The organism is Kribbella sp. CA-293567 (assembly GCF_027627575.1).
In the GTDB taxonomy this organism is placed as follows: domain Bacteria; phylum Actinomycetota; class Actinomycetes; order Propionibacteriales; family Kribbellaceae; genus Kribbella.
On the sequence record NZ_CP114065.1, the window covers coordinates 6,113,564 to 6,138,564 of the forward strand.

Annotated in this window: 26 protein-coding genes; 17 read left to right on the forward strand and 9 right to left on the reverse strand. The window is 67.8% G+C overall.

The features are described from left to right. Positions 1 to 5: 5 nt before the first annotated feature. The 3 genes from OX958_RS28330 to OX958_RS28340 form a co-directional block, all read right to left on the reverse strand. Positions 6 to 278 (reverse strand): twin-arginine translocation signal domain-containing protein, encoded by a 273-nt coding sequence (locus OX958_RS28330; protein WP_270132892.1) that lies wholly within the window; start codon positions 276 to 278, stop codon positions 6 to 8. Between the two features lie 244 nt (positions 279 to 522). Further along, positions 523 to 1,278, reverse strand: a complete 756-nt coding sequence (locus OX958_RS28335; RefSeq protein WP_270132893.1) for an anti-sigma factor — start codon at positions 1,276 to 1,278, stop codon at positions 523 to 525. A gap of 202 nt (positions 1,279 to 1,480) precedes the next feature. Beyond that, positions 1,481 to 2,155, reverse strand: coding sequence for a fasciclin domain-containing protein (locus OX958_RS28340; protein WP_270132895.1), 675 nt, complete (start codon positions 2,153 to 2,155; stop codon positions 1,481 to 1,483). A gap of 267 nt (positions 2,156 to 2,422) precedes the next feature. Between OX958_RS28340 and OX958_RS28345 the strand changes: the two genes are divergently transcribed. Both OX958_RS28345 and trxA read left to right on the forward strand, forming a co-directional pair. Next, complete coding sequence (locus OX958_RS28345; protein ID WP_270132896.1) at positions 2,423 to 4,141, forward strand: cytochrome c biogenesis protein CcdA; 1,719 nt, start codon at positions 2,423 to 2,425, stop codon at positions 4,139 to 4,141. A 142-nt stretch (positions 4,142 to 4,283) separates the two neighbouring features. After that, entirely contained in the window at positions 4,284 to 4,622 is a 339-nt protein-coding gene (trxA, locus tag OX958_RS28350; RefSeq protein ID WP_270132898.1) for a thioredoxin, read from the forward strand. A gap of 367 nt (positions 4,623 to 4,989) precedes the next feature. On the opposite strand, the gene OX958_RS28355 is transcribed toward trxA, so the two are convergent. Next, a complete protein-coding gene (locus tag OX958_RS28355) occupies positions 4,990 to 5,430 on the reverse strand; it encodes a hypothetical protein (protein ID WP_270132899.1) in 441 nt (146 codons plus the stop codon). 259 nt (positions 5,431 to 5,689) lie between these two features. Between OX958_RS28355 and OX958_RS28360 the strand changes: the two genes are divergently transcribed. From OX958_RS28360 to OX958_RS28380, 5 genes are all read left to right on the forward strand, one after another. After that, entirely contained in the window at positions 5,690 to 6,184 is a 495-nt protein-coding gene (locus OX958_RS28360; protein WP_270132900.1) for an Asp23/Gls24 family envelope stress response protein, read from the forward strand. Between the two features lie 73 nt (positions 6,185 to 6,257). Continuing rightward, positions 6,258 to 6,440: a hypothetical protein gene (locus OX958_RS28365; RefSeq protein ID WP_270132901.1), complete on the forward strand. Its 183-nt coding sequence runs from the start codon at positions 6,258 to 6,260 to the stop codon at positions 6,438 to 6,440. Then, positions 6,433 to 6,843: an Asp23/Gls24 family envelope stress response protein gene (locus OX958_RS28370; protein WP_270132903.1), complete on the forward strand. Its 411-nt coding sequence runs from the start codon at positions 6,433 to 6,435 to the stop codon at positions 6,841 to 6,843. The genes OX958_RS28365 and OX958_RS28370 overlap by 8 nt, the downstream gene beginning before the upstream one ends. Next, positions 6,840 to 7,376: a DUF6286 domain-containing protein gene (locus tag OX958_RS28375; RefSeq protein ID WP_270132905.1), complete on the forward strand. Its 537-nt coding sequence runs from the start codon at positions 6,840 to 6,842 to the stop codon at positions 7,374 to 7,376. Before OX958_RS28370 ends, OX958_RS28375 begins: the two co-directional genes overlap by 4 nt. A gap of 1 nt (position 7,377) precedes the next feature. Continuing rightward, a complete protein-coding gene (locus OX958_RS28380) occupies positions 7,378 to 7,953 on the forward strand; it encodes a hypothetical protein (protein WP_270132907.1) in 576 nt (191 codons plus the stop codon). Between the two features lie 90 nt (positions 7,954 to 8,043). On the opposite strand, the gene OX958_RS28385 is transcribed toward OX958_RS28380, so the two are convergent. Beyond that, positions 8,044 to 9,987, reverse strand: coding sequence for a DUF4832 domain-containing protein (locus tag OX958_RS28385; protein WP_270132908.1), 1,944 nt, complete (start codon positions 9,985 to 9,987; stop codon positions 8,044 to 8,046). Positions 9,988 to 10,100: 113 nt separating this feature from the next. Between OX958_RS28385 and OX958_RS28390 the strand changes: the two genes are divergently transcribed. The 5 genes from OX958_RS28390 to OX958_RS28410 are packed head-to-tail and all read left to right on the forward strand — an operon-like array spanning position 10,101 to position 15,994. After that, positions 10,101 to 10,982: a carbohydrate ABC transporter permease gene (locus OX958_RS28390; RefSeq protein WP_270132909.1), complete on the forward strand. Its 882-nt coding sequence runs from the start codon at positions 10,101 to 10,103 to the stop codon at positions 10,980 to 10,982. Between the two features lie 11 nt (positions 10,983 to 10,993). After that, a complete protein-coding gene (locus OX958_RS28395; RefSeq protein WP_270132911.1) occupies positions 10,994 to 11,881 on the forward strand; it encodes a carbohydrate ABC transporter permease in 888 nt (295 codons plus the stop codon). Positions 11,882 to 11,908: 27 nt separating this feature from the next. Next, complete coding sequence (locus OX958_RS28400) at positions 11,909 to 13,255, forward strand: ABC transporter substrate-binding protein (protein ID WP_270132912.1); 1,347 nt, start codon at positions 11,909 to 11,911, stop codon at positions 13,253 to 13,255. A gap of 10 nt (positions 13,256 to 13,265) precedes the next feature. Further along, on the forward strand, positions 13,266 to 14,765 hold the full coding sequence (locus OX958_RS28405; protein ID WP_270132914.1) for a glycoside hydrolase family 36 protein: 1,500 nt from the start codon (positions 13,266 to 13,268) through the stop codon (positions 14,763 to 14,765). Between the two features lie 47 nt (positions 14,766 to 14,812). Beyond that, positions 14,813 to 15,994 (forward strand): ROK family transcriptional regulator, encoded by a 1,182-nt coding sequence (locus OX958_RS28410; protein WP_270132915.1) that lies wholly within the window; start codon positions 14,813 to 14,815, stop codon positions 15,992 to 15,994. Positions 15,995 to 16,143: 149 nt separating this feature from the next. Here OX958_RS28410 and OX958_RS28415 read toward each other — a convergent pair whose 3' ends face one another. Together OX958_RS28415 and OX958_RS28420 are read right to left on the reverse strand one after the other, a co-directional pair. After that, entirely contained in the window at positions 16,144 to 17,046 is a 903-nt protein-coding gene (locus OX958_RS28415; RefSeq protein ID WP_270132916.1) for a glycosyltransferase family 2 protein, read from the reverse strand. Further along, a complete protein-coding gene (locus OX958_RS28420; RefSeq protein ID WP_270132918.1) occupies positions 17,036 to 17,938 on the reverse strand; it encodes a glycosyltransferase family 2 protein in 903 nt (300 codons plus the stop codon). Before OX958_RS28420 ends, OX958_RS28415 begins: the two co-directional genes overlap by 11 nt. A gap of 197 nt (positions 17,939 to 18,135) precedes the next feature. Here OX958_RS28420 and OX958_RS28425 point away from each other — a divergent pair, with 197 nt between their 5' ends. From OX958_RS28425 to OX958_RS28445, 5 genes are read left to right on the forward strand one after another with little or no spacing between them, the layout of a single operon-like run. Beyond that, entirely contained in the window at positions 18,136 to 18,795 is a 660-nt protein-coding gene (locus OX958_RS28425) for a class I SAM-dependent methyltransferase (protein WP_270132919.1), read from the forward strand. Between the two features lie 5 nt (positions 18,796 to 18,800). Beyond that, positions 18,801 to 19,277, forward strand: coding sequence for a nucleoside deaminase (locus OX958_RS28430; RefSeq protein ID WP_270132920.1), 477 nt, complete (start codon positions 18,801 to 18,803; stop codon positions 19,275 to 19,277). Between the two features lie 2 nt (positions 19,278 to 19,279). Beyond that, the gene (locus OX958_RS28435; protein ID WP_270132921.1) at positions 19,280 to 20,434 is read left to right on the forward strand and encodes a hypothetical protein; all 1,155 of its coding nucleotides are present in this window, start codon (positions 19,280 to 19,282) and stop codon (positions 20,432 to 20,434) included. Continuing rightward, positions 20,416 to 22,017: a nucleotidyltransferase family protein gene (locus tag OX958_RS28440; protein ID WP_270132922.1), complete on the forward strand. Its 1,602-nt coding sequence runs from the start codon at positions 20,416 to 20,418 to the stop codon at positions 22,015 to 22,017. The genes OX958_RS28435 and OX958_RS28440 overlap by 19 nt, the downstream gene beginning before the upstream one ends. Next, entirely contained in the window at positions 22,014 to 23,261 is a 1,248-nt protein-coding gene (locus tag OX958_RS28445; protein WP_270132924.1) for an MFS transporter, read from the forward strand. The genes OX958_RS28440 and OX958_RS28445 overlap by 4 nt, the downstream gene beginning before the upstream one ends. A gap of 26 nt (positions 23,262 to 23,287) precedes the next feature. On the opposite strand, the gene OX958_RS28450 is transcribed toward OX958_RS28445, so the two are convergent. Together OX958_RS28450 and OX958_RS28455 are read right to left on the reverse strand one after the other, a co-directional pair. After that, positions 23,288 to 23,917: a hypothetical protein gene (locus OX958_RS28450; RefSeq protein WP_270132925.1), complete on the reverse strand. Its 630-nt coding sequence runs from the start codon at positions 23,915 to 23,917 to the stop codon at positions 23,288 to 23,290. A gap of 56 nt (positions 23,918 to 23,973) precedes the next feature. After that, the gene (locus OX958_RS28455) at positions 23,974 to 24,951 is read right to left on the reverse strand and encodes a chorismate transformation enzyme, FkbO/Hyg5 family (RefSeq protein ID WP_270132926.1); all 978 of its coding nucleotides are present in this window, start codon (positions 24,949 to 24,951) and stop codon (positions 23,974 to 23,976) included. Positions 24,952 to 25,001 lie beyond the last annotated feature (50 nt).

Sequence of the window (25,001 nt, forward strand, 5' to 3'; positions counted from 1 at the left end):
GGCGGTCAGGTGGTCTTCAGGCCGGCCAGCCGGCCGGCCAGCTCGCGATCGGTGATCAGCACCTCGCGCTCGCCGACCATGATCGCCAGTTCGCCCTTCCGGACGTCCTTGACGTGGACCACGAACGACTCGGCGTTCGCCAGGTCGGCGGCCTCGAGCTGGGTCGCAGCGTCGGCGGACTGCTCACCGAAGATCTTCGGTGCCGCGACGGCGCCGACCGCCGCTGCGGTCCCCGCGCCTGCGAACACCAGGAAACCGCGACGTGTTGCGTCACTCATGACTGTCCCTTCCTGCTCCGTACTGCGGCCACCGGCGACTGCCGGCGGCCAGAACTGCCCTAGATGCGATCGAGTCGCATATTGTGATCCGGATCACAACGGCATCTGCAGGGGCATTCGGGGCTGCTCGGTGAACGGATGGGCGCTCGGCCCGAGTTTTCTGCATCGCGAGGTTGTCACCGCAGACCGAGAAGCCGGTCCGTTCCGCGAATTCACGGGGACGGACCGGCTCCTCAGGCCTTGATCAGGCAGTCGGCGTACCGAGCGGGAGGACCGGCTGGAGTCCGCCTCTGGAAGGCAGTGTCGGGCGGGACGAACCGCCTCGCGGTTCAACGGTCACACCGAAGGCAACCCCGCTGGTCACGCCGCCGGTCACCACAGCGGGACGCAAGGACTTGCCGTCGGTCAGACCGATCGAGCGGGCGTTCTGTGCGCCGTCGATGAGCCACAGTTGGTAGGTCATGCGGCTGGCGAGCGGCTTGAGGTCGCGGACCAGCACAACCGCGGCGTCCTGCCGCACGGACAGTACGACGGTCGCCTGGCCACCGCCGGAGACAGCGCCGTGGACCGTGCGGGTGTCCGGCTCGGCGAGGATCGTGGCTGCTCTGGTGCTGAGGGCAGTTGTGGCTGCGTTGTCGCGGTACTGATCGAGCGCAACCCCGCCACTGGCCGCGATGGCCAGGAAGGCGGCGGCCAGGGTCACTGAGCGCCGCAGGACACGCGGCCGGGCTCGTCGCGGCGAGTCGATGCCGGGGCGAGGGGCGGGTGGAAGTTGCCGCACCTGTCCGGCCGCGGTCATCACCCTGGACCTGAGGGCCGCCGGGGGCTGGGTAGCGACATACACGCTGAGCTTGGTGACAGCTTCGCGAAGATCGGCCACCTCGGTGTCGCAGTCAGTGCAGCCGGCCAGGTGCTGCTCGAAACCGGCTCGCTCGAGGTCGTTCACGGCGTCCAGGACGTAGGGACCGGTCAGGGCATGGATGTCAGGTGTTGAGGTCACGTGGTGTCGCTTCCCTGGAGCCGTCGCGGTCTTGGAGCGGGTCGGGCCGTGGCGCGTCCTCGTCTGGTGGATGGAGCAGAGCCGGAACGGTGACGCCTCCCTGGAGTGGAGAGGCGCCACCGCTACTGCTGGGTCGGTGTCACCGTGATCTGGTGTCCTGGCCTGGTGACTCCGACCCGGTGATGCCGGGTCGACGGGATCGTCAGGCCGCCGGCGGCATCAGCACGGTGTCGATCAGGTAAACGGTCGCGTTGGCGGTCTTCACGCCGCCGCAGATGACCTTGGCGTTGTTGACCATCAAGGTGTCGCCGGAGCCGGTGACGGTGACGGCGCCCTTCTGCACGGTGGTCTGCTTACCGACGACCGCGGCCGGGTCGAGCTGGCCGGGGACGACGTGGTAGGTCAGGATCGACGACAGCAGCGCCGAGTCGGTCTTCAAGGTGTTGATGGTCGCGGCCGGGATCTTCGCGAACGCCGAGTCGATCGGGGCGAACACGGTGAACTCGCCGCCGTTGAGCGTCGAGACCAGGTCGACCTTCGGGTTCAGCTTGCCCGAGACCGCGGCGACCAGGGTCTTGAGCAGCGGGTTACCCGACGCGGCGGTGGCGACCGGGGCGGCGGCCATGCCGTCGACCGAGCCGGCGCCGGTCGGGTTGGCCTTGGCGTAGTCGGCGCAGCCCGGGCCGACCAGACCGGCGGCGTTGTCCATCGAGGCCGACGCCGACGGGGTCTCGGCCGGAGCCGAGGTCGAGGTGGAAGTGCTGGCCGAGGGAGAGCTGCTGCTGGAGCTGTCGTCGCCGCCACCACAGGCAGCGGTTGCGAACAGCAACGAAACGGCGGAAGCGGCCAGAACGACACGCTTGATGGTCTGCGACATGACGAAATCTCTCTTTCACGGAAGGGAACGAAGCCGGGGCGACTGGTAATTCCGGCGAGACCGTCAATCACCCGGCTTCGTCGCCACCAGTTGCTGGTGAGCCGCTTTGTGTGGCTCGCAGCTGACATCGGTACTTCGGCGCCGTACCTGGCCCGGATGGGTGCCTCCGCGAACTTTCTTGCCGCCCCGGCCATCGCCCATCCGGCAACCGGTGGTGAACCGAACTGATGGTGACCCTGTCGAAATTCTTCGAGTTGGAGTGACCCCATGTTGACGCTGGCCTTTATCGGATTGGTAGGCGGGCTGATCACCGGAGTCTCTCCGTGCGTCCTGCCCATGCTGCCGATCATCTTCTTCGCCGGAACCACCGGCAAGACCGACGCCGCCGAGCCTGTGAAGCGGCGACGCGACTTCCGCCCGCTGAAGATCATCGCCGGCATCATCGTCAGCTTCAGTCTCTTCACGCTGGCCGGATCGGTCATCCTGTCCGCCCTGGGGCTCCCCGACAGCTTCCTGCGCTGGGGCGGCCTCACCATCCTCACGCTGGTGGGCATCGGCCTCATCTTTCCCGCCATCGGGCACTGGATCGAGAAGCCCTTCTACCGGCTCCCCAAAATCAACCGCAACAACAACGGCGCCTTCGTTCTCGGCCTCGGACTCGGCACCCTCTACGTCCCCTGCGCCGGTCCGGTCCTCGCCGCCATCACCGTGGCCGGCGCGACCGGCAACGTCGGCTGGCGCACCGTCGTACTGACCGTCACCTTCGCCATGGGGGCCGCGCTTCCCCTGCTGGTCTTCGCCTCGGCCGGATCGCGGATCTCACAGCGGGTCAAGGCCTACCGCGACCACCAGAAGGGCTTCCGGATCGGCGGCGGCATCGTCATGATTCTGCTCGCCATCGCCCTGGCCTTCAACGTCACCGACGTCATCCAGCGCTCGCTGCCCAGCTACACCAGCGGCCTGGAGAAGAAGGTCGCCGAATCCAAGACCGTGCAAGGCGCCCTCGCCCCCGCGATCGGCAACTCCGGCAACGCCGACCTGGCCAAGTGCACACCGGGCGTGGCCGAACTCGCCTCCTGCGGCGCGGCACCCGAGTTCCGCGGTACGCAGAAGTGGTTCAACACCCCCGGCGGTCAGCCGGCCACCCTCGCCGGCCTGAAGGGCAAGGTCGTCCTGGTCGACTTCTGGGCCTACTCCTGCATCAACTGCCAGCGCGCGACCCCGCACCTGCTGGCCTGGGACCAGGCCTACCAGGATCTCGGCCTGCAGATCGTCGGCATCCACTCCCCGGAGTTCGCGTTCGAGAAGTCCGCCGGCAACGTCCAGTCGGCGATCACCAAAGAGGACATCACCTACCCCGTCGGGCAGGACAACAACCTCGCCACCTGGACGGCGTACCGCAACCAGTACTGGCCCGCGAAGTACCTGGTCGATGCCGAAGGCACCGTTCGGTCGATCAAGTTCGGCGAGGGCGACTACGGCCAGACCGAGAACCAGATCCGCGAGCTGCTGAAGGCCGCCAACCCCGGTGTCCAGCTTCCCTCACCGGTCGACGGCACGGTGCAGGCCGACACCATCGGCGCCGAGGGCACCACGCCCGAGACCTACCTGGGCTACTCCCGCTCGACCAACCTCAACGGACCCACCGGCAAGCTCACCCCGAACAAGACCGTTGCCTTCGGCCTCAACCCGGAGCAGCCGAACGACACCTTCAGCCTCGGTGGCAACTGGGCGGTCGGCACCCAGAGCGTCACCTCCACCAAGGACTCGCAGACCCGGCTCAACTACCAGGCGGCCAAGGTCTTCCACGTCCTGTCCGGTGAAGGCACCGTCACGGTGTCGATCCCCGGCGAACCCGACAAGACCATCAACGTCTCCGGTACGCCGAACGCCTACCAACTGGTCGACAAGCCCGGGCAGGAGCGCAAGACGATGACGCTGACCTACAGCCCCGGAGTCTCCGCCTTCACCTTCAGCTTCGGCTGAGCCGGTCTGCCCTGCCAGGGCGCCCCAAAGCCGCAAGCCGGTCCGTGTGGTCCGACCCGGGCCGGCTTGCTTCCAACCCTGAACCCCGGAGAACGAACACCGAGCCCGTCTCCGGCCTGACCCGAACCTGAGGAAACTGATCATGAGCGACAAGCTGAACGACATCACCGACGCCGACTTCGACGCGACCGTACTGAAGAGCGACAAGCCCGTCGTCGTCGACTTCTGGGCCGAATGGTGCGGACCCTGTCAGCAGGTCACCCCGATCCTCGAAGCGCTGGCCGCCGAGCACGGCGACAAGCTGACCTTCCTGAAGCTGAACATCGACGAGAACCCCGCCACCCCCGGCAGGTACGGCGTGATCAGCATCCCCACGATCAACGTCTACGTGAACGGCGAACTGGTCAAGTCCATCGTCGGCGCGAAGCCCAAGGCGGCGCTCCTCAAAGACCTCGCCCCGTACGCGGACCTCACCACCTGACCAACCGACGACATTCGTTGCCTTCTGCAAGTTTTCCGGCGAGTTCAAGCGCTTGACCCATCCAGCTCGACGGTCGCTCCGAAGTAGAGATGTCAGCAGAACCCCTCCCCCCAACGCTCCAAGGAGACACCATGGACTACCACAGCGGCCTCAACATCGTCGTCGGCCTCTACGTCGAGATCAGCTCGCGCTGGAGCGGCCACGGCGGCTGGAGCCACGGCCTGCTCGGCATCTTCAACTGAGCGGACGAACGCAACGGCCGGCCGCGGACGAGCGCGGCCGGCCGGCACCACCTAGCACCAGATGCTCTCCACCCACCGGTGGGGAGCATTGCTACGTGAACTACCTGATCGGTTCGGAGTTGCTGCTACTGCGCGCCGAGGGCGCCGCGGCGCAACGCCGACTCCAGGCACCGGGCGACCTCTGCGCCCGACAGTCCCAGCAGGTCAGCTACTGCTCGGTACGTCAGGTGGCCGTAGTGGGTCAGCGCCAAGGCAGTCTGCTCCTGCGCAGCGACAGCCTTGCCCTCCGCCGGCCGGGAGCCGCACGACAGATACACCCGCTTGGCGAGGTGGCGGCGCATCTCCGCGACGGGCATCGGCACCGCCATCGACGTCGCCGGAAATCCGGCACTGATCACGTTGACCACTGCGGCCTCGGCGAAACCGCGATCACTCACCAGCACGCTCGCCAGAGCGAACAACGCGGCACCGTGCTGATCGCAGATCGTCTCGGCAGCAAGCTCTGTTGCTACCGGTGCGCCGATCGTGGGCTCGGCGCCACTGTCTCTGAGACGGGTGTTGAGCATTGATCTGGCTCCTTCGAGCAGCGCCTTTCCAGCGCTGCCGCGGCTCGGAGTGCAGTTTCGAAAGATCATTGAAGACTGCCCTGACACTGACAGTACCCGGGTGACTACGCAGCTCACTTCGGTGGGGCGGCCGATGCGCCGGGGAGTGACCACGGACACACCGGCCGACCTGCCCACTGACCGTGAGGATCCGTCCGGACCCGTTGTCCTACCGAAGACAGACCAGGACCACTCCGCACCGCGAACGAAGGACGAACCGATGACGCAGACCAGCACCCCGGCGACCGGTACCACGCTCAAGCCCGCCGACCCGGCCACCCAGACTCTCGTTGCCGATGGCAACTTGAACGACGCCCAGGGCAAGACTTCGATCGCCGACCAGGTCGTTTCCAAGATCGCCGGTATCGCGACCCGTGAGGTCGGCGGCGTCCACGACCTCGGCGGCACCGCGGCCCGCACGGTCGGCCTGATCCGCGACCGGATTCCCGGCTCCAAGACGAACCTGTCCCAGGGCGTCACGGTCGAGGTCGGCGAGACCCAGGCCGCGATCGACCTGCAGATCATCGCCGAGTACGGCGTCAGCATCGCCGACCTGGCCACCGGGATCCGCCGCAACGTGATCTCCGCGGTCGAGCGGATGACCGGTCTCGAGGTCACCGAGGTCAACATCGCCGTCAGCGACATCCACCTCGAAGGCGAGGACGACACCGCCGCCGACACCGACGTCGAGCCCGCCGAGCGCCGCGTCCAGTGACCACAGCCGGCCGCTGATCCGCAGTACCGGCACCGGGCACGGAGCCCGGGCCGCCCTTTCCTGGAGGACACTCGTGAACACCTCGACCATCGGCCTGTTCGCCGGCCTGCTGCTCGCCATCGCCGCCGCGGCCGGTGGATTCGGCGGCTTCCTGCTCGCCCTCGTCCTGGCTGCCGTCGGCTTCGCCGCCGGCCGGTATCTGAGCGACGGCACCAAGGGCCTGGACGACCTGATGTCGCGCCGCGGCCGTGGCTGACACCGCCACCCTCCCGCCGACCGCCACGAGCGAGGTCCTCGTACCCACGGACGACGGGGCCGGTGACCGGGGCAGCCTGGAGATCAGCCCGCGAGCGATCGAACGGATCGCCGAGGTGACCGCGCTCCGAGCCGCTGGAGTACTACGGCAGGCGGCGACCTTCGGACGCGGACTGCCCAGAGCCAAGGCCCAACTCGCCGGGCAACGCGTCCAGGTCGGCCTGGAGATCGCCGTCGAATGGGGCTATCCCCTGGCTGAGCTGGCCGCTGAGGTCCGCGGCCGCTTGACCCACACGATCACCACCTTGACCGGGCTGGGGGTCGACAGCGTCAGCGTCGACATCTCCGCCGTCGAGCTCCCCACCACCGGCAACCGCGCGACGAGCCCGAGGAGGGTCGCATGAGCAGCACGCCGGCCAAGAAGCCCGTCGCGGCACCGGCTGCCGCGACCGTCGGCATCACCGCCGCCCTCGCCCTCACCGCACTCGGCGCCGTCGCGATCCGCGACACGCTGGTCGCCACCGGCCTCAGCACCGGCACGCCATGGATCGAGTGGCTGCTCGGCAAGGCCGAAGTGCTCAAGCCCGTCGACTGGATGATCCCCGCCGGGATCGCCGCCGTACTGATCGGGCTCTGGATCCTGATCGCCGCGTTGAAGCCGCGCAGGACCACCCACCTGGCCGTCGGAGACCACGGTGTCTGGATCCGCGGCCGCGACGCTGCCCGGCTGGCCGGCGACACCGCCGCGACCATCGACTCGGTCATCACCGCCAGTTCGAAGGCCAAAGGCCGCAAACTGCGAATCACCGCGACCTCGACCGCGGGCGGCGACGCGAACCGAATCCACGACGACCTGACCACCGCGATCACCCAACGCCTCCACACCGTCACTCCGGCCCCGCGGCTTCGGGCCCGGGTCACCGTCGAGGAGAACTGACATGCGCCGCGGACTCATCACCTTCGACCGGCTCGCCGCCCTCGTCATCGCCGTCGTCCTGATTGCCGCCGGCGCCGCCGCACTGGCCTGGCGCTACGACCTCATCCCCGACGCCACCGACCGGCTCGAGATCAACGGCCTCAGCGATCTACCGGCCATGGCGTGGTGGCCCTGGGCCACCGGTGCCGGCGGAGTACTCCTCGTTCTCCTCGGCCTCACCTGGCTCGCCCGGCATCTGCCGCGCCGCGGTACCGGGCAGCTGCGTCTTGCGGGCAGCGACGCCACTGGCAGGCTCACCGCCGACGCGAGCGCCGCCGCCGACACAGCCGGACAGGTTCTCGCCCAGACCGCAGGCGTCCGTCACGGCTCCGGACGGATCGTGCTCGACCGCGGCCAACTCGTCGCCGAACTCACCGCCACTCTCGAGCCTGGCGCCGATCTCGACGCCGTACGGGCCGCAGCCGAGCACACCGGGCAACAACTCCACCAGGTGATCGGCCGCGACGACCTCTACCATCGCATCGAGTTGCGCGTGGCGCGCAATTCCAAGCCCTCTACCGCCGCGCGCGTTCAGTAACCCGCGCAAGGCGATGAACTCCATCACCCACCCCGGCCGACGCAAATCGGCCGGGGTGGAGTGACAACACCTGCAGGCAGGTCCAGCGAGCTAACCGACGGTGATTCGGTCGATGTCAGGAGCCCAGCCCGAAGGGTTGGTGAACGAGATGCTGTTCGCGGTTCCGGCTTGCAGGGTGCGGGACACGGTCACTGTGCCGACCGTGTTCCAGTCGGCGGTCGCCGGGAAGCTGACCGACTGGCCGTTGACGACCGCGGTCCTGGCGAGCGCGGAGGTGTAGTGGATCGTGATCGACTTGGCGCCACCGGTTCCGCCGTTGACACCCTGGATGGAGAGAGTTCCGGAGTTGTTGCCGACGTAACCGACCTTGGAGCCGGCCGAGCACGCGGAGCACGAAGTGACGACCGCTCCACCCGCGAGGCTGTTGCCGGTGGCCTCGGCTTCGTAGCTCGCCGGCGCACTCCCCGATCCGACCGTGACGGCACCCAGGCCGACCCAGCCGTCGGCGTTCTGGCTCGCGTTCGCGAACCGCAACTTCTTCGCGGCGGGCGACGTCGCCTCCAGCGGGTTCTTCACTCTCAGCACCCACTGGTAGTTGCCCTGAGCAACTCCAGTCAGGTTCACCGGCGTCTGGAAGTACTGCGGGTGGCCGAAGTCGCGGTAGGTGGGATCACTCCCGACGTTCCAGTCCGGGAAGGCCCGGAGCTTCAGCGGCTGGATGGTGCGCAGGTCCCAGTTGGTGTCCCAGGTCTTCACCACGGTGCCGGCGCCGTTCTTCAGACCGACCGTCATCTTCCAGGGATAGTAGAAGGGCGCGACGCCGGTGTTGCTGATCTGTACGCCGAGATTGGCCGTGCCACTGGCCGTGCTCTGGAAGTACGACTTGTCGACGGTCAGGTTGTAGCCCATCGCCCGCACTGCCGCCCCGACCTTGGCGTTGCCCGGCGCGTAGTTGACCGACTGCTCGTTGATCTTCCAGGTGGTGTGCTCGAGCTCGATACACGCCTTCATGTCGTCCACCGCTCCTGAGCCACCAGGCCAGTTGTCGAACGCGGTCGTCTGGATCTCCGGCCGGACTTCGCCACCCATCGAGTTGGTGATCCACTTGTTCTCCGTGCCGGTGTCGAGATTGCGCTGCAGCTGGGAGTAAGACGCTCCACCCATCGACTGGGGCAGCGTGACTCCGGCGAGCGGCGAACCTTCGCGGTAGCAGAACGAGTCGTCGTGGTAACCGATGTCCTTGCTGTTGGCGGCACCGCCGGCCACCTCGGGATAGCGGACCTCCAGCTTGGTGGTGTTGAACGCGTTCTCGTAGGCGGTGAGCAGCTGTGCGCCGTTCGCGTCGGTGGGCATGTAGTTGGGCAGCCCGTCGGCGGTGTCGGTGTCGTACGGCCAGGTGTGCCACTCACCCCAGAGTCCGACCAGACCGAGGTGGATGTACCCGAGGCGCGGGTCGCCGTCGTACCGGGCCCCGAACGCGGCGATGAAGTTCTTCAGCGCGTTCAGCAGGTACGGGCTGTCGTAGTCGGGGTGGGTGACGTTCCAGTAGGTGTCGGAGCGGTTGCCGACGTGCCCGTTGAAGCAGGACGGAATCGCGTTGGCCGGATGCGTGCCGGTGCCGCCCGGATACGTCAGGTAGAAGCGGATCGCGGCCTGGTTACCCTGACTGGCGGTCTCGTTCAGCATGTTGTCGAGGATGGTCCAGTCGTAGCTGCCGCAGTTGCCGGCATTCGTCATCACCTCTGACAGGCCGAAGTAGCCCCACGTCAGGGCGTGCGGATAGCCGGTGTTCTGGTTCGCGCCTGGCGTGTAAAACCGGGCGAATCCCTTCAGTGGGTTGTCCAGCGGGCCGTCGGCGGCCTGCAGGGTGTGCGCCTGCAGGGACGGATCGGGGGCGGCCGGCGGCGCGGGCCGTGGCGGAGGACCGGCCGGTACGGCGCCGGCCGGCGTCACGCCCGCCACGCTCAGACCGAACGCGGCGGTGACTGCGGCGAGCGCGACCAGCAGGCGCCGGGCGCGGGGACGAAGGTTCATGCTTCTCCTCGGGGCGAATATGAAGAAGTGTTGACAAACTTCCGAATAACTACATCATTAGTCCCGGGCGGGCTTGCTGACAAGAGCTCGTCGTCACCGATCGAAGGACGGCAATGGGCCAGCTCAGACAACGGGACGACCGGCGGGTCGCGTGGTGGTTCGTCGCGCCGGTGCTGGTGGGATTCGCGATCTTCTACGCCTACCCGGCGGCTCGCGGCATCTGGTACTCGCTCACCGACTACACGATGCTCGGTACGCCGTCCTTCGTCGGCGCGCAGAACTACAGCGACCTGATCAGCGATCGGCAGTTCTGGAGCTCGATGCTGGTCACGGCGTACTACGTGCTGCTGAACGTCGGATCGCAGACTCTGCTGGCCCTCGCGGTGGCCGCGCTCATGCACAGGCTGACCAGCTCGGTGGTGCTCCGAGCGACGCTGCTGCTGCCATGGCTGGTGCCGAACGTGACGATCGGCCTGCTCTGGATGTGGCTGCTCGACACGAACCTCGGGCTGGTCAACCACCTCCTGCGGGCGGTCGGGCTCGACACGGTCGGGTTCTTCACCGACGCCACCTGGGCGATGCCCGCGATCGCCGGGATCAACACCTGGGCCTACACCGGCTACACCGCCCTGCTCCTGTACGCCGGGATGCTGCAGATCCCGCAGCATCTCTACGAGAGCGCGGCGATCGACGGCGCCGGCGAGCTGCGGATCTTCGCCAAGATCACCCTGCCACTGCTGCGACCGGTGCTCGCCCTGGTGCTGGTCGTGACCCTGATCGGCTCGTTCCAGATCTTCGACACGGTCGCGGTCACCACCAAGGGCGGGCCGGTCTCGGCGACCCGGGTCATCTACTACTTCATCTACCAGCAGGCGTTCAGCTACTTCCACATGGGCTACGCCGCCGCGGCCGCCGTCTTCCTGGCCCTGGTGCTCGGAGTGTTCACCTTCGTCCAGCTACGCCTGCTGCGGGCGTCCAGTTCGGACCTCGCATGAGAGAGCGCGCGATGAAACCCACCCGGCGCTGGAGTCCAGGACGAATCCTGGCCTGGAGCTTTCTGGCCGTCTTCCTGCTCGCGACGATCTTCCCCTTCTACTGGATGATCCGGACCGCGATCACCCCGGCAGCAGATCTCTACCACGACAGCAGTTCGCTGCTCCCCCAGCAACCGACCCTGATCAACTTCACCCGGGTGCTCGGCCTGACCACCGAGGCGGAGGCCAGGGCCGCGGGCGGCTCCGGCGCACGCCTGGACTTCGGCCGGTACCTGCTGAACTCGGTGATCTACTGCGGACTGATCGCCGGCGTGCAGACCCTGCTGTGCTCGATGGCGGGCTACGCCTTCGCCCGGCTGAGGTTCCCAGGTCGCGATCTCACCTTCACGCTGCTCGTCTCCGCCCTGATGGTGCCTCCGATCTTCACCCTGCTGCCGAACTTCATCCTGGTGAAACAGCTCGGCTGGATCAACACGATGGCCGGCATGGTCGCGCCGACGATCCTGATGACCCCGTTCGCGGTCTTCTTCCTGCGTCAGTTCTTCCTCTCGCTGCCCCGGGACGTCGAGGAAGCAGCGACCCTGGACGGCGTCGGGCCCTGGGGGATGTTCTGGCGGGTCGCGATGCCGATGAGCCGCGGTCCACTGATCACGATCGGTCTCACCACCACCGTCTGGGCCTGGAAGGACTTCCTCTGGCCGCTGCTGGTCGGCCGTGGCGAAGAACACCGGCTGGTGACTGTTGCCCTCGGCGTCTTCCTGCAGCAGTCGCCCAACACCCAACCCGACTGGACCGGCCTGATGGCTGCTTCCACTCTGTCCGTCTTGCCTGTTCTGCTGCTGCTCGTCTTTCTGGGGAAGCGACTCGTGCAGTCACTGAGCTTCACGGGCGGCAAGTAACACCCACTACTCCCTTGGAGGGACACCATGGCACGCATCCTGAAAACCGGCGCGGCGTTACTGGCCTTGTCGCTGGCCACCCTGACCGGCTGTACCTCGGCCGACGACTCCGGCTCCGGTGGGGCGGTGACGCTGGACTACTGGCTCTGGGACGACAACCAGAAGGCGCCGTACCAGGCCTGCGCCGACGCGTTCCACACCGCGAATCCGGGGATCACCGTCAAGATCACCCAGACCGCCTGGGCGCAGTACTGGCAGAACCTGACCACTCAACTGGCCGCTGGTGACGCGCCGGACGTGTGGACGAACCAGGCGTCGTACTATCCGCAGTTCGTCACCAGCAACCAGATTCTCGACATCCAGCCGTTCGTGGATCGCGACCAGGTCGATCTCGCGCAGTACCAGGCGGGGCTCGCGGACCTCTACGCGAAGGACGGAAAGCGGTACGGTCTGCCGAAGGACTGGGACACCATGGCCCTGGTCTACAACACCGCTCAACTCACAGCGCAGGGCATCAAGCCCGCCGAGTTGAAGGACCTCACCTGGAATCCCGATGATGGCGGGAGTTTCGAACAGCTCATCGCCAAGGCGACCGTGGACCAGCAGGGCCGCAACGGTCTGGACCCGGCCTTCGACAAGACGAAGATCAAGACCTACGGCTTCCTGCCGGAGTGGGCCGACGGGTCGCAGGGCCAGAACGGCTGGGGTAACCTTGCCGTCAGCAACGGATTCGGCTATCTCGACAAGAACCCGTGGGGGACGCAGTACAAGTACGACGACCCCAAGCTCGCGGCGACCATCGACTGGTTCAAGTCCCTGATCGCCAAGGGCTACGCGCCGCCGCTCGACAAGGCCTCCACCCTCTCGCGGGACGCTCTGCTCAACGCGGGCAAGGGTGCGATCACCTTCGCGGGTTCCTGGATGATCAACAGCTACCTCGCCGCCGAGGCCAAGGTGAAGTTCGCGTTCGCGCCGTTGCCGACCGGACCGGAAGGACGCAAGACCGCCATCAACGGATTGTCGGATGCCATCAACGCCGGCACCGAGCACCAGGAGGAGGCGTGGAAGTGGGTCAAGTTCCTGGGCTCGGCCGACTGCCAGAATCTGCTCGGCAGCAGCGGAGTCGTGTTCCCGGCGATCACCGCCGCCGGTGACAAGGCGCTGGCCGCGCACAAGTCCAAGGGCAAGGACGTCCAGGTGTTCGTCGACGAGGCGAAGGCGGCCGACGGCACCTTCTTCCTGCCGGTCAGCGAGCACGGGAACGAGATCTCCCAGCTCGTGCAGGACGGCATCCAGTCCGCGGTACTCGGCCAGTCGGACTCGGCGACCGCGCTGAAGAAGGCCAACGACCAGGTCAATGCCCTGTTCAAGTAGAAGGAGAAGCATGGCACTGCTGATCGAGCTGGGCGGACACACTCTCGCTCTGCGCCACGACGGACCAGGCGAACCACGGACCGTCGACGGAGGCGTGATCCTCCCCGCGGGGAGGATCGCTCTCCTGCACGGCCTGGGCGACGGGCTGTTCTACCGGCACGGGCAGAACTCCTGGAGCCCCTGCGGCTGGCGACAGTTGTCGGACCAGCCGCTCCGGATCGCCGACCCGGTACGCCGGGTCACGGCCGACGACGACATCTGGGACGACCCTTGCCGGCACCACTCGTCCGCTGTCGCCGCGATCCAGGGCGAAGAAGGCAACGTGCTTCTGCTGGGAGCACTCGGCCTGGGCGTGCCGCGGTTGACTGCCGACCGCGACACGCTCGCCGGCTGGTACGAGTCCGGCGCCGCCCCGTGGTTCGCGGCTTATGGGCCTGAGGCAACTGTCTTCGCGGCCTACACCCGGCAACTCGCCCAGCACCTGGGGCAAGGCCGCAACCGGGCCGGGAACGTCTGGTGCTCCTGGTACGCGTACTACGAAGGCATCACCGAACAGCAACTCGACAAGGACATCGACGCCTTGCACGGTCTTCCCTTCGACGTCGTGCAGGTGGACGACGGCTGGGAGGAGATGGTCGGGGACTGGCAGCCCAACGAGAAGTTCCCGTCCGGGATGGCCGCACTGGCTGAGCGGATCACTGACGCCGGGATGACCCCGGGCCTGTGGGTGGCGCCGTTCATCGCGCTGCCCGGTTCGCGGCTCGCGGTCGAGCGTCCCGGCCTGCTGTTGCGCGACGAGCACGGAGCACCGGTTGTTGCCGGCTACAACTGGGGAGCCGGCTACTACGCCCTCGACGTCATTCTTCCGGAGACGCAGGAGTACCTGGTCGAGCTGACCCAGCGGCTGGTGCACGAATGGGGATTCCGGTACCTCAAGCTCGACTTCGTCAACGCCGCCGCCGTGCCCGGCGTACGGACGAACGGCACCGGCCGCGAAGAAGCCTATCGGGAGGCGCTGGCCCTGATCCGCCGGACCGCGGGCGACGACGTCTACCTGCTGGGCAGCGGCGCCTTGCTGCTGCCGTCCCTCGGCATTCTCGACGGGCTGCGCAGTGGGCCCGACGTCGCACCGATGTGGCAGAACTACGCCAGCGACGACCCCTCCGACGCGATGGCTCGCAACGCGGTCGTCAACACGCTGCACCGCCTCTGGCACGCGCCGGTGGCTGAAGTGGACCCGGATGTCGTCTACTTCCGCAGCCGCCTGAACCTGCTCACCGAACAGCAACAGGAGTGGCTGCGGGACCTGGCCGACATCTGCCGGTTCCGGGCGGTGTCGGACCCGCCGTCCTGGCTTCGTCCCGACGAGCTGGAGGCGATGACGAGGTACCTGGGCGCGGCTCCCGCGATCGAGCAGCTCGGCCGGTACAAGTACCGGATCGACGGGCGTGACGTCGACTTCACCGCCGCGGTGGAACTGCCGACCGGGGCTGCCTATCCGATCAGTTGATAATGTCGACGGGTGGGTGTGCGGGGACGACGAAGGAGCAACAAACCGTGACAGATGGCGCCGTCGCCGGCGTGGACCTTCCACGGCTTCGTGAGCTCAACTCGCTGACGATCGTCCGCGCCCTTCGCGACCACCCGCCCTCCACGGTGACCGAACTGTCCCAGCGGACCGGTCTGTCCCGGCCGGCGGCCGACCTGATCGCCCAGAACCTGGTCGCCGACGGCTGGGCGACCGTGATCGAACCGGGCTCGAGCAGCGCGGTCGGGCGGCCCGCCCGCCGGTACCAGTTCCGCAGCACCGCGGGGTACGTGCTCGGTGTCGATGTCGGGGTTCACAAGGTTCTGGCGCTGGTGGCCGACCTGAACGGTGAGGTTCTGCAGAGTCACCGAGTGGCCGTTCCCGCGGACGCCGACCCCGAGGCGCGGCTGGCGGCCCTGGACGAGGCCATCCGGAAGTGCCTCGGCGCGGCGAAGAAGAAGCCCAAGGACCTCTGGGCGGTCACCATCGGCGTCAGCGGACCGGTCGACGCGAGCGGACGCACCAGCCTCTTCACCCCCATCCCCGGCTGGCAGCAGGTCGACCTGCCCGCCCACCTGGCCGGACGCTTCTCCTGCCCGATCATCGTCGAGAACGACTGCAAGCTGGCCGCCCTCGCCGAGCGATGGCAGGGCGCCGCCAGCGACGCGGCCGACGTCATCTACCTGCTGGCCGGCATGCGGATCGGCGCCGGCCTGATCCTCGACGGAGTACTCCGCCGCGGCTACGGCGGCGCGGCCGGCGAGATCGGCGCCCTCAAGCAGGTTCGCTGGCTCGCGGCACCCTCGCATCTGGAGAACTGTCCCGGTGTACCGGAGAGTGTCAGCCCTGACGACGCTGCCGCCTGGGTCTTCGACGCCGCCCGCCGCGGCGACCGTCACGCGAAGACAGCGGTCAACCGCTACGTCAAGGATCTCGCCGTCGGCGCCGCGGCCCTGGTCCTCGCCCTGGACCCCCAGGTCGTCATCTACGGCGGCGGCTTCTCCCGCTCAGCCGACCTCGTCCTCGCTCCCTTGACCGCCGAACTGCAGCGTCTCTGCCTGCGCGTCCCCGAAGTACGCGCCTCCACTCTCGGCGCCGACTCCGTCGCCCTCGGCGCGATCCGCCTCGCCCTGAACGAACTCGACGCCCGCCTCTTCACCACCACTCTCTCCTCCCCTGCGGCCCCGAGCAGCCAGCACCACAGCGTCTAACTCCCCACACAGCCTTCCTCCAGGCGGTCCGGAGCGGAAACCTCTCCGACTGGTTCTGACTGCCATGCAACCAACTTCACGGTCGCAGGCGTGTCTAACCCGGAATCAAGGACGGGAGAACAGATGAGTGACCCAGCCGAAGTCCAAGATCAGCGACTGACCCCGGACGCGGCTCGGTCGGTCTGCGAGGCTTCCAGGATGGAGAGGCGTTGCTCCAGGCTGGTGGGGACTCTGTGGCGCGCGGCCAACGCGGCAGGTAGTCGCGGTACGGCGGTCAGGGTGGCGCGCAGGCCGACAGAACCGTGTCGTACTGCGCGCCAGGCCTCTCGCAGTACGACGGGCCAGGGTCGCCGCATCGTCGCGGTGAGCAGGCGGTTTCGCAGGATCAGGAGTTCGCGGTCCTGTGGCTTGCCGCGCGACGGCGACGGGTGGTGGTGCACGACGAGTTCCGGCGCGTAGCAGAGCTCCCAGCCGGCGGCGGCCAGGTCGAGAGCGAGCCGCTCTTCCTCGCCGCCGAAGAAGACGACCGGATCGAATCCCTGCGCCACGAGGAAGGCATCCCGCCGGACCACCGCGGCACAGGCGGCGAAACCGAGGATCGGCTTGCCGTAGCCGCCAGGATCGGGCTGCAGAGGCGAGTCGGCCATCAGGTCGTTCAGCGGGTCGGAGGTGTTCTCCTGACCGAGCAGGATGCGCGCCGCGAGCAGGCCGAGTGTCGGCTGCTTGTCCAGGATCTCGGCGGCGGCTTCCAGCGCTCCCGGTTCCCACCAGGAGTCGTCGTCGGCGAACGCGACGTACGGCGTCGTGGCGAGGGCGACGCCCAGATTGCGGGCCGGCGCGCCCTGGTTGCTGCTCAGCCGGACCACCCGGACGGCTGGATAGGCCTGCTCGACGGCGTCCGCGGTACCGTCGGCCGATCCGTTGTCGATCAGGATGACGGGCGCCGCATGACAGCCGAGCGTCTGCAGCAGCTCGGACCTCCGATTGCGGCTCGCGACCACAACGGTCACCGGGCTCTCGTGGTTCGTCGCCGGTACCTGCTCAGGACACATATCTGCGCGCCTTGCTGGTGAGTTGCATGTGGTCGAGCAGCTGGTAGCCGCGCTCGACATGGTCGGGCACCACCTTGCGCTCCCGGAGAACCCAGGGCAGGCCGCGCAGCGCGTCGGCAACGGCGTACATGCTGATCCGGTCGCGCGGGACCCGGGCCAGATGCCGGACGGTGCGGACGATCGCGCTCGCCAGCGGCCTTCGCAACCAGGTGAACCACAACGTGTTCCGGATTCCGTGCCGCCGGCGCAGATGCGCGTCGCGAAGCTTCGACGCCTGATGGTGAGCCACCACTTCGGGCACGTACGACATGGACCAGCCGGCCCGGGCCAGGTCCGAGGCGAGAAGTTCTTCTTCCCCGCCCAGCCAAAGGTGCCGCGAGAAGCCACCGGCCTGCAGGAACGCCTCCCGCCGGACGACGGACACGCCCGCGAGAAAGCTCAGCAGCGGATGCCCCGGCACGCCTTCCGGCCGCTGCAACGGACTCTGCGCCATCTCCTCGCAGATCGCATCCACCCGCCCACCGGGCTCGACCAGGATCTTCGCCGTCACCACCGCCAGCGCCGGATGGTCGTCCAACAGGTCGGCGGCCAGTGTGAGTGCACCGGCCTCGTAGAACGTGTCGTCGTCGCAGAATGCCACGTACGGCGTACGGACCGCAGCGACTCCCACGTTGCGCCCGACCGCCCCGAGATTGCGCTCCGACCGGATCAGCTGCACCTGCGAATGCCGCCGCCGAACCAGGTCGGCGGTGCCATCCTCCGAGCCGTTGTCGACCACCACGATCGACGGCTGTTCCGGCAGCTGCTCCAGCCGATGGAGCGCCGTGTCCAGCTCAGCTCGCCTGTTGTACGTGATCACCACGACTGACACCCGCCGATCCGGTTCCTGCACGCGACCTTCCTTCTGGCTCCATCCGCCTTCTGCTCTTACCAACACCGCACCCCAGTACCCCTTCGAGCTCACCCCGCACGCCGCGACCAGGCCGATTCCGGCCCGCCGACGTGCCGCCGGGTTTGTTGGCGACGCAACTGGGAACCACCCGTGATCGTTCGGCTACAGACCCGTTGGTTCGAGCAGAAAGGAAGCCCATGGGCAGCACAGGACCTACTACGCAGTCGACGGCAGCAGCGGTGGCCGGGGCAGATGGTGGCTACGACGAGGGCTACGCCGCCTGCCCCTGCTTCTGGGGCAAGGATCCGGCGACGCTGGTCGAGCGGGCGGCGACGCTGACGGACCTGTCGTCGGCGAAGGTGCTCGACATCGGTTGTGGTGAAGGCAAGAACTCCTACTACCTCGCCTCGCGGGGCGCCGACGTCCGCGCCTTCGACGTCTCCGGTCTCGCCATCGAGCACACCAAGAAGCTGTGGCCCCCGTTGGAGAACCTGCGTTTCGAGGTCGGTGACCTGCGGCAGGTGGAACTGGACGGGGAGTTCGACCTGGTGCTCGCCACCGGATCGTTCCACTGTCTGCGCGACCGGGCGGAGGTCGGCGACGCCCTGGCCCGGATGCAGGCCCTGACCCGGCCAGGAGGGCTCAACGTCTTCTCCGCCTTCAACGACCGCTCCCAGGACCTGAGCGGCCACGGCGCACACTTCCAGCCCTGTCTGCTGCCCCACGAGTACTACGTCGACGCCTATCGCGACTGGGAGCTCCTGCACGCGTCGGACACCGATCTGGCGGACTTCCATCCGCACACCGAGGTGCCGCATCACCACTCGATCACGCGACTGCTGGCCCGGCGTACCTGAGCTCCATGAGTACGCGGGACGCGAAGCTCGAGTCGTACGTCCGTGAGGCGATGCAGCTGGCCGAAAGAGCCGCCAAGATGGGCAGCCGCCCTTTCGGTGCGGTACTCGTCGACGCCGCGGGCGAGGTGGTCGCGCGGGACCGGAACCGTGTTGCCGAGCTGGCAGATCCGCTCGCCCACGCGGAGGTGAACCTGATCCGGGCACAGTGCCGGGCGACGGACACCCTGACACTGGCCGGCTTCGGCATCTACACGAACGCGGAGCCGTGCGCCATGTGCTTCTCCGCGATGGTGAACGTGGAACTCGCGGTTCTGGGCTACGGAGCGCCACGCGAGCCCGGAACGTTCCCAGACATCGGGATCGAGGAGTTGTCGAGCCGGTCGGGGCCGCAGCGCATCGAAGTCCACGCAGGCGTACTCCGGGCCGAGGCCGAGGCTCAGCGGGACCGCCTGGCACGACTCGAGCAGCAGGACGGGAGCTGAGCGTGGCCTCGACCCGTGCAGACCTGGTCCAGGGAATCGACCACCTCGAACAGGCGATCCTGGCTCGAACCAGTCAGGTGTTCGACCTGACGTACGGGCCGCTCAGCGTCCGTTGCCAAGTGGATGCCGACTCGGCCGACTCGCTGCAGCCGGTGAAGCGGTTGATGAGCCAGTTGAGCTCGCTGCCGGCGGCACCGCCTTCCAGGCAGGTGGTATTCGCTGCAGTGGCCGATGACGGACTGTTGGCTGCTGCGGAGGCCGTACTCGGCGGTGACTTCGCGGGACTTCGGAGTACCAGTCCGTCCGTGCCGCAGTGGATCAGTACCGAAGAGGCCGGGCCGGGGGTCTGCGGCGCGATGCGGTTCAGCGACGGCGTACTGCCTTATCTATGGTCGATTCATCGGTCGAGGGCCAACGGAACGCTGCTGGTGACCCGGGAGCAACATCGACGAGCAGGCTACACGACCAGCGTCATGGCGCTGGAGAGCTTGATGGCACAGTCAGACCTTTACGGCTTACATGCCGCGGCCGTCCGTAGTGACGACGCGACCATTGTCTTCGCCGGACCAGAAGGTGCAGGTAAAACTACGCTGACGTTGGCCGCCGTCAACGCAGGAGCGAAGTACGTCGCCGACGACAGCGTTGTGATCACGCCTGAGGCAGCAGTCCTCGGGTTCGACTACAAGGATCTTTCGCTGACGACGCGAGCCGCCGACTATGCTCGGCGCCACTTCACGAGGCGCCATGGCCGATCCCCGGCACTCACTCACCACGGCGGCGAGTTCCACGTCTCGGCGCGGTCGCTCTTCGGGCCTCTCGACGAGACACGCACCGACTCGACGTTGCTGGTACTGCCGCGCTTCGAGCCGGACCGCAGCATTCCTGCAACTGCCGGCGTTCCCGCCGACCGTGCAGCAGCGCTGCTCTCGACGGATCTGCTGCCCTGGTTCATCCGGCGCGAAGGCGTGTACGGGCTGTCCGGCAAGCGAGCAAGGGTCGAGCAACAACTGAGGCGGTTCCTCAGCAGCAACCATGTGCACTGCGTCCAGCTGAACTACGGCCCGGATGCCGACGCAGCTGCCTTCGCTGTCCTCGAGATCGCGTCCGGGCTTCCTTCGAGCCTTCTGGACGGAGTGGGATGCAGACCGAACAGCTAGCTTCACTCGTTCGTATTCTTGGCAGCCTTGCACTACCGGCCCCGGATCTCCAGGTCGCGTACGCCGAACTGCGGCGACTCGACGAGGACGAAGCCGTGGCGCTGATCGCCCACGCACTCGAAGAACGCGTGCCCAGCCTGGTGATGGACCGTCTGCTGGCTTGGGAGCAAGGGAACCGCCCACTGGTCACGAGCAAGGCCCTCGACCAGCTCTGGGCGTCCCCCGAACTGCGCCGCCTGTGGCACGGGCTTCACACGGCCTACGTTGAAGAGGAAAAGGTCGAGTCCGGCGTCCAGGTACTCCGGTCGGCGCTCCGCAAACGGCAGTCGTTGATCTTCGACAGCCTGCTGACGGTGATGCGGCAGGCGACCTCCGCCGGCGTACCGCTCCTTGTTCTCAAGGGCTGCTCACTGCTGCCTCGCTATCCGGACGGCACCCGCGACCTGTCGGATGTCGACATCCTGGTTCCCGACAGCTCGGCCGGCTGGCAGTTGAGCCGATCACTGGCCAAGTGCGGCTACTCCGTGGCGGCAGCCGATCTCTCCCGGCGTGGTCCCGGACTGATCGGCTTGAAGATCGATCTCGACCATCCCACCGCTGCCGGCGTCGACGTGCACTGCGGAACCTTCGACATGGTCGGCAACCTGGCCCTGCGGGCTCCGCTCTGGGAGCGCAGCGAGCAGCTGTCGCTGGACGGCCGGACCGCCGCCGCTCCGTCACCGGAGGATGCCCTGCTCGTGCTCGCGGCGCATCGCAGCCGGGAAGGATCCATCCACCTGCGAGACCTGAACGACGCCTACGTCCTCGTGCACGACCAGCGAATCGACTGGAACTACCTCGGCCGTACGGCGGAAGACAACGGCCTGGCCGAGATTCTCGACCTGTTGCTGGAGGCAACCGGCTCGAAGCGGCCACCGATGCGGAGTCGCCCGATCGTTGCCCGCTTCACCAAACTCCTGTCACCGCCCGAAGGACAGGGCTTCACCTGGACGGCTCCACTTCGCGCGCTGCCCTACCGTGCCGCGACCACGCTGGACTTCGACCGGAAGCAGCACGGCTGGCGGTGGGCGCTTCCCCACGTCGTCGCAACCACGTTGGTGGACATCGAGAAGCACCTCGCCTGGGCAGCCCGCAACAGCCGGCTGCGGTTCCACCGGCAAGCGGCCACGCGGCTGAGGCAACCGCTGCTCCGGCTGCTCGGCCTGTGGCCCTGGACGTTGAGCGCGCCACCCGCCTGGACGTCGATCCGGTTGCGGCCGGTCGAGGAGCCGGTCGGTCCGCGCTTCATCGCCGACGGCAGCGAGCAGCGGGGACCTGTTGCCGTCGACGGGTTCGACCCGGAAGTCGTCGGCCACGACTCGATGGTGGCCATCACCGCCCGTCGGCGAGACTGCCCGGACTTCCTGGTGACGGAAGGCGGGGTGCTCTACAGTTCCGGCTACACGGCCGCCTATCCGCACGACTCACAATCGTTGCACCGTTGGGCGAACGGCATCACGGCCGAACTGCTCCGGCTCGATATCGTCCGGGCGGATCCAACGGCCTGGCGGCCCTCCGGCAGCGCGGATCCGCAGGGCTCGTGACCGCCGGCTCGCTCTGGCGTGACGGCGCCTTCGTCAAGCTCTGGACCGGTACGACGCTGGCAGCCTTCGGCTTCCACGTCAGTGTGCTGGCGCTGCAACTCACCGCTGCGCTCGTCCTCCACGCGGGCGCGATGGAGATGGGCATCCTCGCGGCGGTCCAGTTCGCCCCCGCCCTGGTGTTCACGCTGCTGGCCGGAGTCTGGGTCGACCGTGGCTCACGTCGCCGGCTGATGATCACCGCGGACCTCGGACGGGCCCTGATCCTCGGGATCGTCCCGCTGGGCGCCCTGGCCGGATGGCTGTCACTCGAACTGCTGTACGTCGTCGCCTTCGCGACCGGTGCGCTCACCAGCCTCTTCGACGTGGCCTTCCCTTCCTACCTGCCGACGCTCGTCAGCCGCGCCCGCGTCACCGAGGCGAACACGGCCCTGCAAGGAAGCGCGGCGGTCGCCAACATCGTCGGCCCCAACGCGGCCGGTGGGCTGGTCCAGCTGCTCGGCGCGCCGCTGGCCATCGTCGGAAACATCGTCAGTCTCCTCGTCTCGGCTCTGCTGCTGAGTCTCATCCGGCGGCCGGAACCACCGGTCAGCAAGGACCAGGACCAATCCGGTACCGAGGCGATCGTTGCAGGCCTCCGCACTCTGTGGCAGCACCTCGTGCTGGCGGCGATGACCAAGTCGAGCATGATCTACGGCTTCTTCACCGGCGTACGGACCGCGCTGGTCGTGGTCTTCCTGACCACCGTCGTCCACGCCTCGCCGACCGAGCTCGGAATCGTCTTCGGCGCGGGAGGGGCCGGCGCGCTGCTCGGCGCGCTCGCCGCCGGCCGCGTCGCTTCCTCGATGGGTCTGGGACCGAGCCTCATCGGCGTCTATCTCGGCGTCGGCGCCTTCGCCGCCATCCTGCCGCTGGCCGCCTTGATGCCGGGCGCACTCGCCGTCGGAGCAGCAGCCCTGGCGCAGTTCGGCTTCTCGTTCGGCGGTGCGGTCTGGGGAGTGAACGGCGTCGCCCTGTGGCAGTCGGCCGTCCCCGGCAGACTGCTCGGCCGGCTCACCGCGAGCAACCGTTTCCTGCGGCTGGGAGCCACCCCGGTCGGCGCTTTGATCGGAGGCGGCCTGGGCGAACTGGTCGGCCTGGGTCCATCGCTCCTGCTCGCCTCTGCCGGCCTCGCGGCAAGCTGCGCTCCGCTGCTCTTCTCGCCGGTCAAGCAGCTGCGCACCCTGCCACCCCACGCCCTGCTCTGACGAAGTGAACCGCCTGGCCCAAAAGCTCAGCTACCGACCGCCGGCGGCGGCAACCGCAGGCCCGTACTGCGGAGCTCCAGGTCGGCGAGCTGAGTGATCACGGCGGCATCGCCCTCGCGCCAGGCGGTGACCGGGTCGTCGGAGATCTTGGCGAGTTTGTGCATCGGCTGGTTGGCCATCGCACGCAGCGCGAACAGGTCCAGATCGGCGGCGTTGTCGATGAACCTGCGGGCCGCCGTCGCCCGGCGGGAGAACCTGATCCGGCGCGGCAGCCAGATCAGCAGGGCGAACAGGACCGGCAGCCCGATCGTCACGCCGGCCAGCAGGTAGGCCAGCTGCTCGACGGCCTGGGCCTGGTCCCGGCCGGCCTCGGCCAGTCTGGTGGCCGCCTTGGCCGCGCCCTGGATCGGCGCGCTCAGTTCGTCCCCGACGGCGGGCACCTTGCCCACCGGCTCGGAGAACTTCTGCAGGTCGGCCGCCAGCCCGTCACCGGCCTCAGCGGTCTTACGGCCCGGATACCCGAGCGCGTTGGTGATCTTGAAGACGGTCAGGCCGAGCGCCGTGCAGAAGGCGATCCAGCCCAGCAACAGCAGATCCCCGAAGACCTGCCCGAACCGCTGCACGCCCACGTCGGAGTAGAGCTTCACGCCGGTCATCTCCTCGATCGGTTACCTCGTCCATTTGCCCCTCCCGGGGCAGGCTGACACTAGTACTAGCCGAGGACGATCGCGGAGGAAACCGGTGAGGTCCGGCCGACGGCCTCGACCTGGACCAGGAGATCCGAGCGGCAGAGCTCGGTCACCAGGTAGTCGATCCGGGCGTCCGGCGCGAAGTGCTGCCCGCAGAGCGCCCGGACAGTCTCGAGGTCGGGCCCGTGACGGACGTAAACCTTGATCGTGCGGAGGGCCGAGAGATCGGCGGACTGCGTGGCGAGCAGAGCGGTCAAGTTGTCGAAGATCGTGCGGCACTGGGCGGGGAGGTCGCCACCATGAGCGGTTTCATGGCCGAGAACGGACGCCGTACCGGAGAGGTAGAGGTGGTCGCCGGTGCGGGCTGCTCTCGCGAAGGCCGGTGGGCGGGCGCCGTACTGGACGGGATAGCGGTACGCCGGGACCTGCTGCGGGTTCTCGAGGGCCAGATGTGGCTCGGTACGGCGGGACAACAGATAGACGATGACGCCGTCGCCCTGCCCGCCCACTGCCGTGGCGGCCGGCAGCGAAGCCAGCCGGACAGGCGACAAGTCGAAGGCCTCGGCACGACCCCGGCAGAAGTCCTGGTAGATCTCCAGGCCGTCGGCGTTGCGCTCGGTGAGCCGCGGGATCGTGTTCCAGATCCGGAACACGTGGGGATAACCGAGATCGGCGATCGCCAGCAGCAGGCTCAGATAGGCATCCCGGACGGCCGGCGCGTACCTGCCGGCCGGCGCCACCTGTACTGCGCAGAACGCGTACTCCCCGTCGTGGCCGTAGACCAGTTCGTCGAACTCCCCCGCGACGACAGGCCTGCCGGTGGTCCAGACCTCGGCGAAGGAATTCGCCGGCTCTTGCACGTCCGGTAACCGGACCACCGGCGCTTTCGCCGGCTCCGCGGCGACCGAGGTCACGTCGTCGTCCGACGGCGCCGTGTGCCAGACGATCCCCAGCGGGTGCTCGACGCCACTCACGTCGTCGACAACGCAGTTCAGCTCCACCTTGCAGAAAGTACCTGCCGGGCAAAGTCGTCGGCCGAACTCTTCGTCGG

What these genes read in the sequence shown, in the direction of transcription:
- OX958_RS28405 (WP_270132914.1), top strand. Translation starts at nt 13,266, where the DNA reads ATGGCACTGCTGATCGAGCTGGGCGGACACACTCTCGCTCTGCGCCAC.
- OX958_RS28360 (WP_270132900.1), top strand. Translation starts at nt 5,690, where the DNA reads ATGACGCAGACCAGCACCCCGGCGACCGGTACCACGCTCAAGCCCGCC.
- OX958_RS28380 (WP_270132907.1), top strand. Translation starts at nt 7,378, where the DNA reads ATGCGCCGCGGACTCATCACCTTCGACCGGCTCGCCGCCCTCGTCATC.
- OX958_RS28390 (WP_270132909.1), top strand. Translation starts at nt 10,101, where the DNA reads ATGGGCCAGCTCAGACAACGGGACGACCGGCGGGTCGCGTGGTGGTTC.
- OX958_RS28440 (WP_270132922.1), top strand. Translation starts at nt 20,416, where the DNA reads ATGCAGACCGAACAGCTAGCTTCACTCGTTCGTATTCTTGGCAGCCTT.
- OX958_RS28355 (WP_270132899.1), bottom strand. Translation starts at nt 5,430, where the DNA reads ATGCTCAACACCCGTCTCAGAGACAGTGGCGCCGAGCCCACGATCGGC.
- OX958_RS28385 (WP_270132908.1), bottom strand. Translation starts at nt 9,987, where the DNA reads ATGAACCTTCGTCCCCGCGCCCGGCGCCTGCTGGTCGCGCTCGCCGCA.
- OX958_RS28430 (WP_270132920.1), top strand. Translation starts at nt 18,801, where the DNA reads ATGAGTACGCGGGACGCGAAGCTCGAGTCGTACGTCCGTGAGGCGATG.
- OX958_RS28375 (WP_270132905.1), top strand. Translation starts at nt 6,840, where the DNA reads ATGAGCAGCACGCCGGCCAAGAAGCCCGTCGCGGCACCGGCTGCCGCG.
- OX958_RS28400 (WP_270132912.1), top strand. Translation starts at nt 11,909, where the DNA reads ATGGCACGCATCCTGAAAACCGGCGCGGCGTTACTGGCCTTGTCGCTG.
- OX958_RS28415 (WP_270132916.1), bottom strand. Translation starts at nt 17,046, where the DNA reads ATGTGTCCTGAGCAGGTACCGGCGACGAACCACGAGAGCCCGGTGACC.
- OX958_RS28450 (WP_270132925.1), bottom strand. Translation starts at nt 23,917, where the DNA reads ATGACCGGCGTGAAGCTCTACTCCGACGTGGGCGTGCAGCGGTTCGGG.
- OX958_RS28340 (WP_270132895.1), bottom strand. Translation starts at nt 2,155, where the DNA reads ATGTCGCAGACCATCAAGCGTGTCGTTCTGGCCGCTTCCGCCGTTTCG.
- OX958_RS28395 (WP_270132911.1), top strand. Translation starts at nt 10,994, where the DNA reads ATGAAACCCACCCGGCGCTGGAGTCCAGGACGAATCCTGGCCTGGAGC.
- OX958_RS28345 (WP_270132896.1), top strand. Translation starts at nt 2,423, where the DNA reads ATGTTGACGCTGGCCTTTATCGGATTGGTAGGCGGGCTGATCACCGGA.
- OX958_RS28425 (WP_270132919.1), top strand. Translation starts at nt 18,136, where the DNA reads ATGGGCAGCACAGGACCTACTACGCAGTCGACGGCAGCAGCGGTGGCC.
- trxA (WP_270132898.1), top strand. Translation starts at nt 4,284, where the DNA reads ATGAGCGACAAGCTGAACGACATCACCGACGCCGACTTCGACGCGACC.
- OX958_RS28330 (WP_270132892.1), bottom strand. Translation starts at nt 278, where the DNA reads ATGAGTGACGCAACACGTCGCGGTTTCCTGGTGTTCGCAGGCGCGGGG.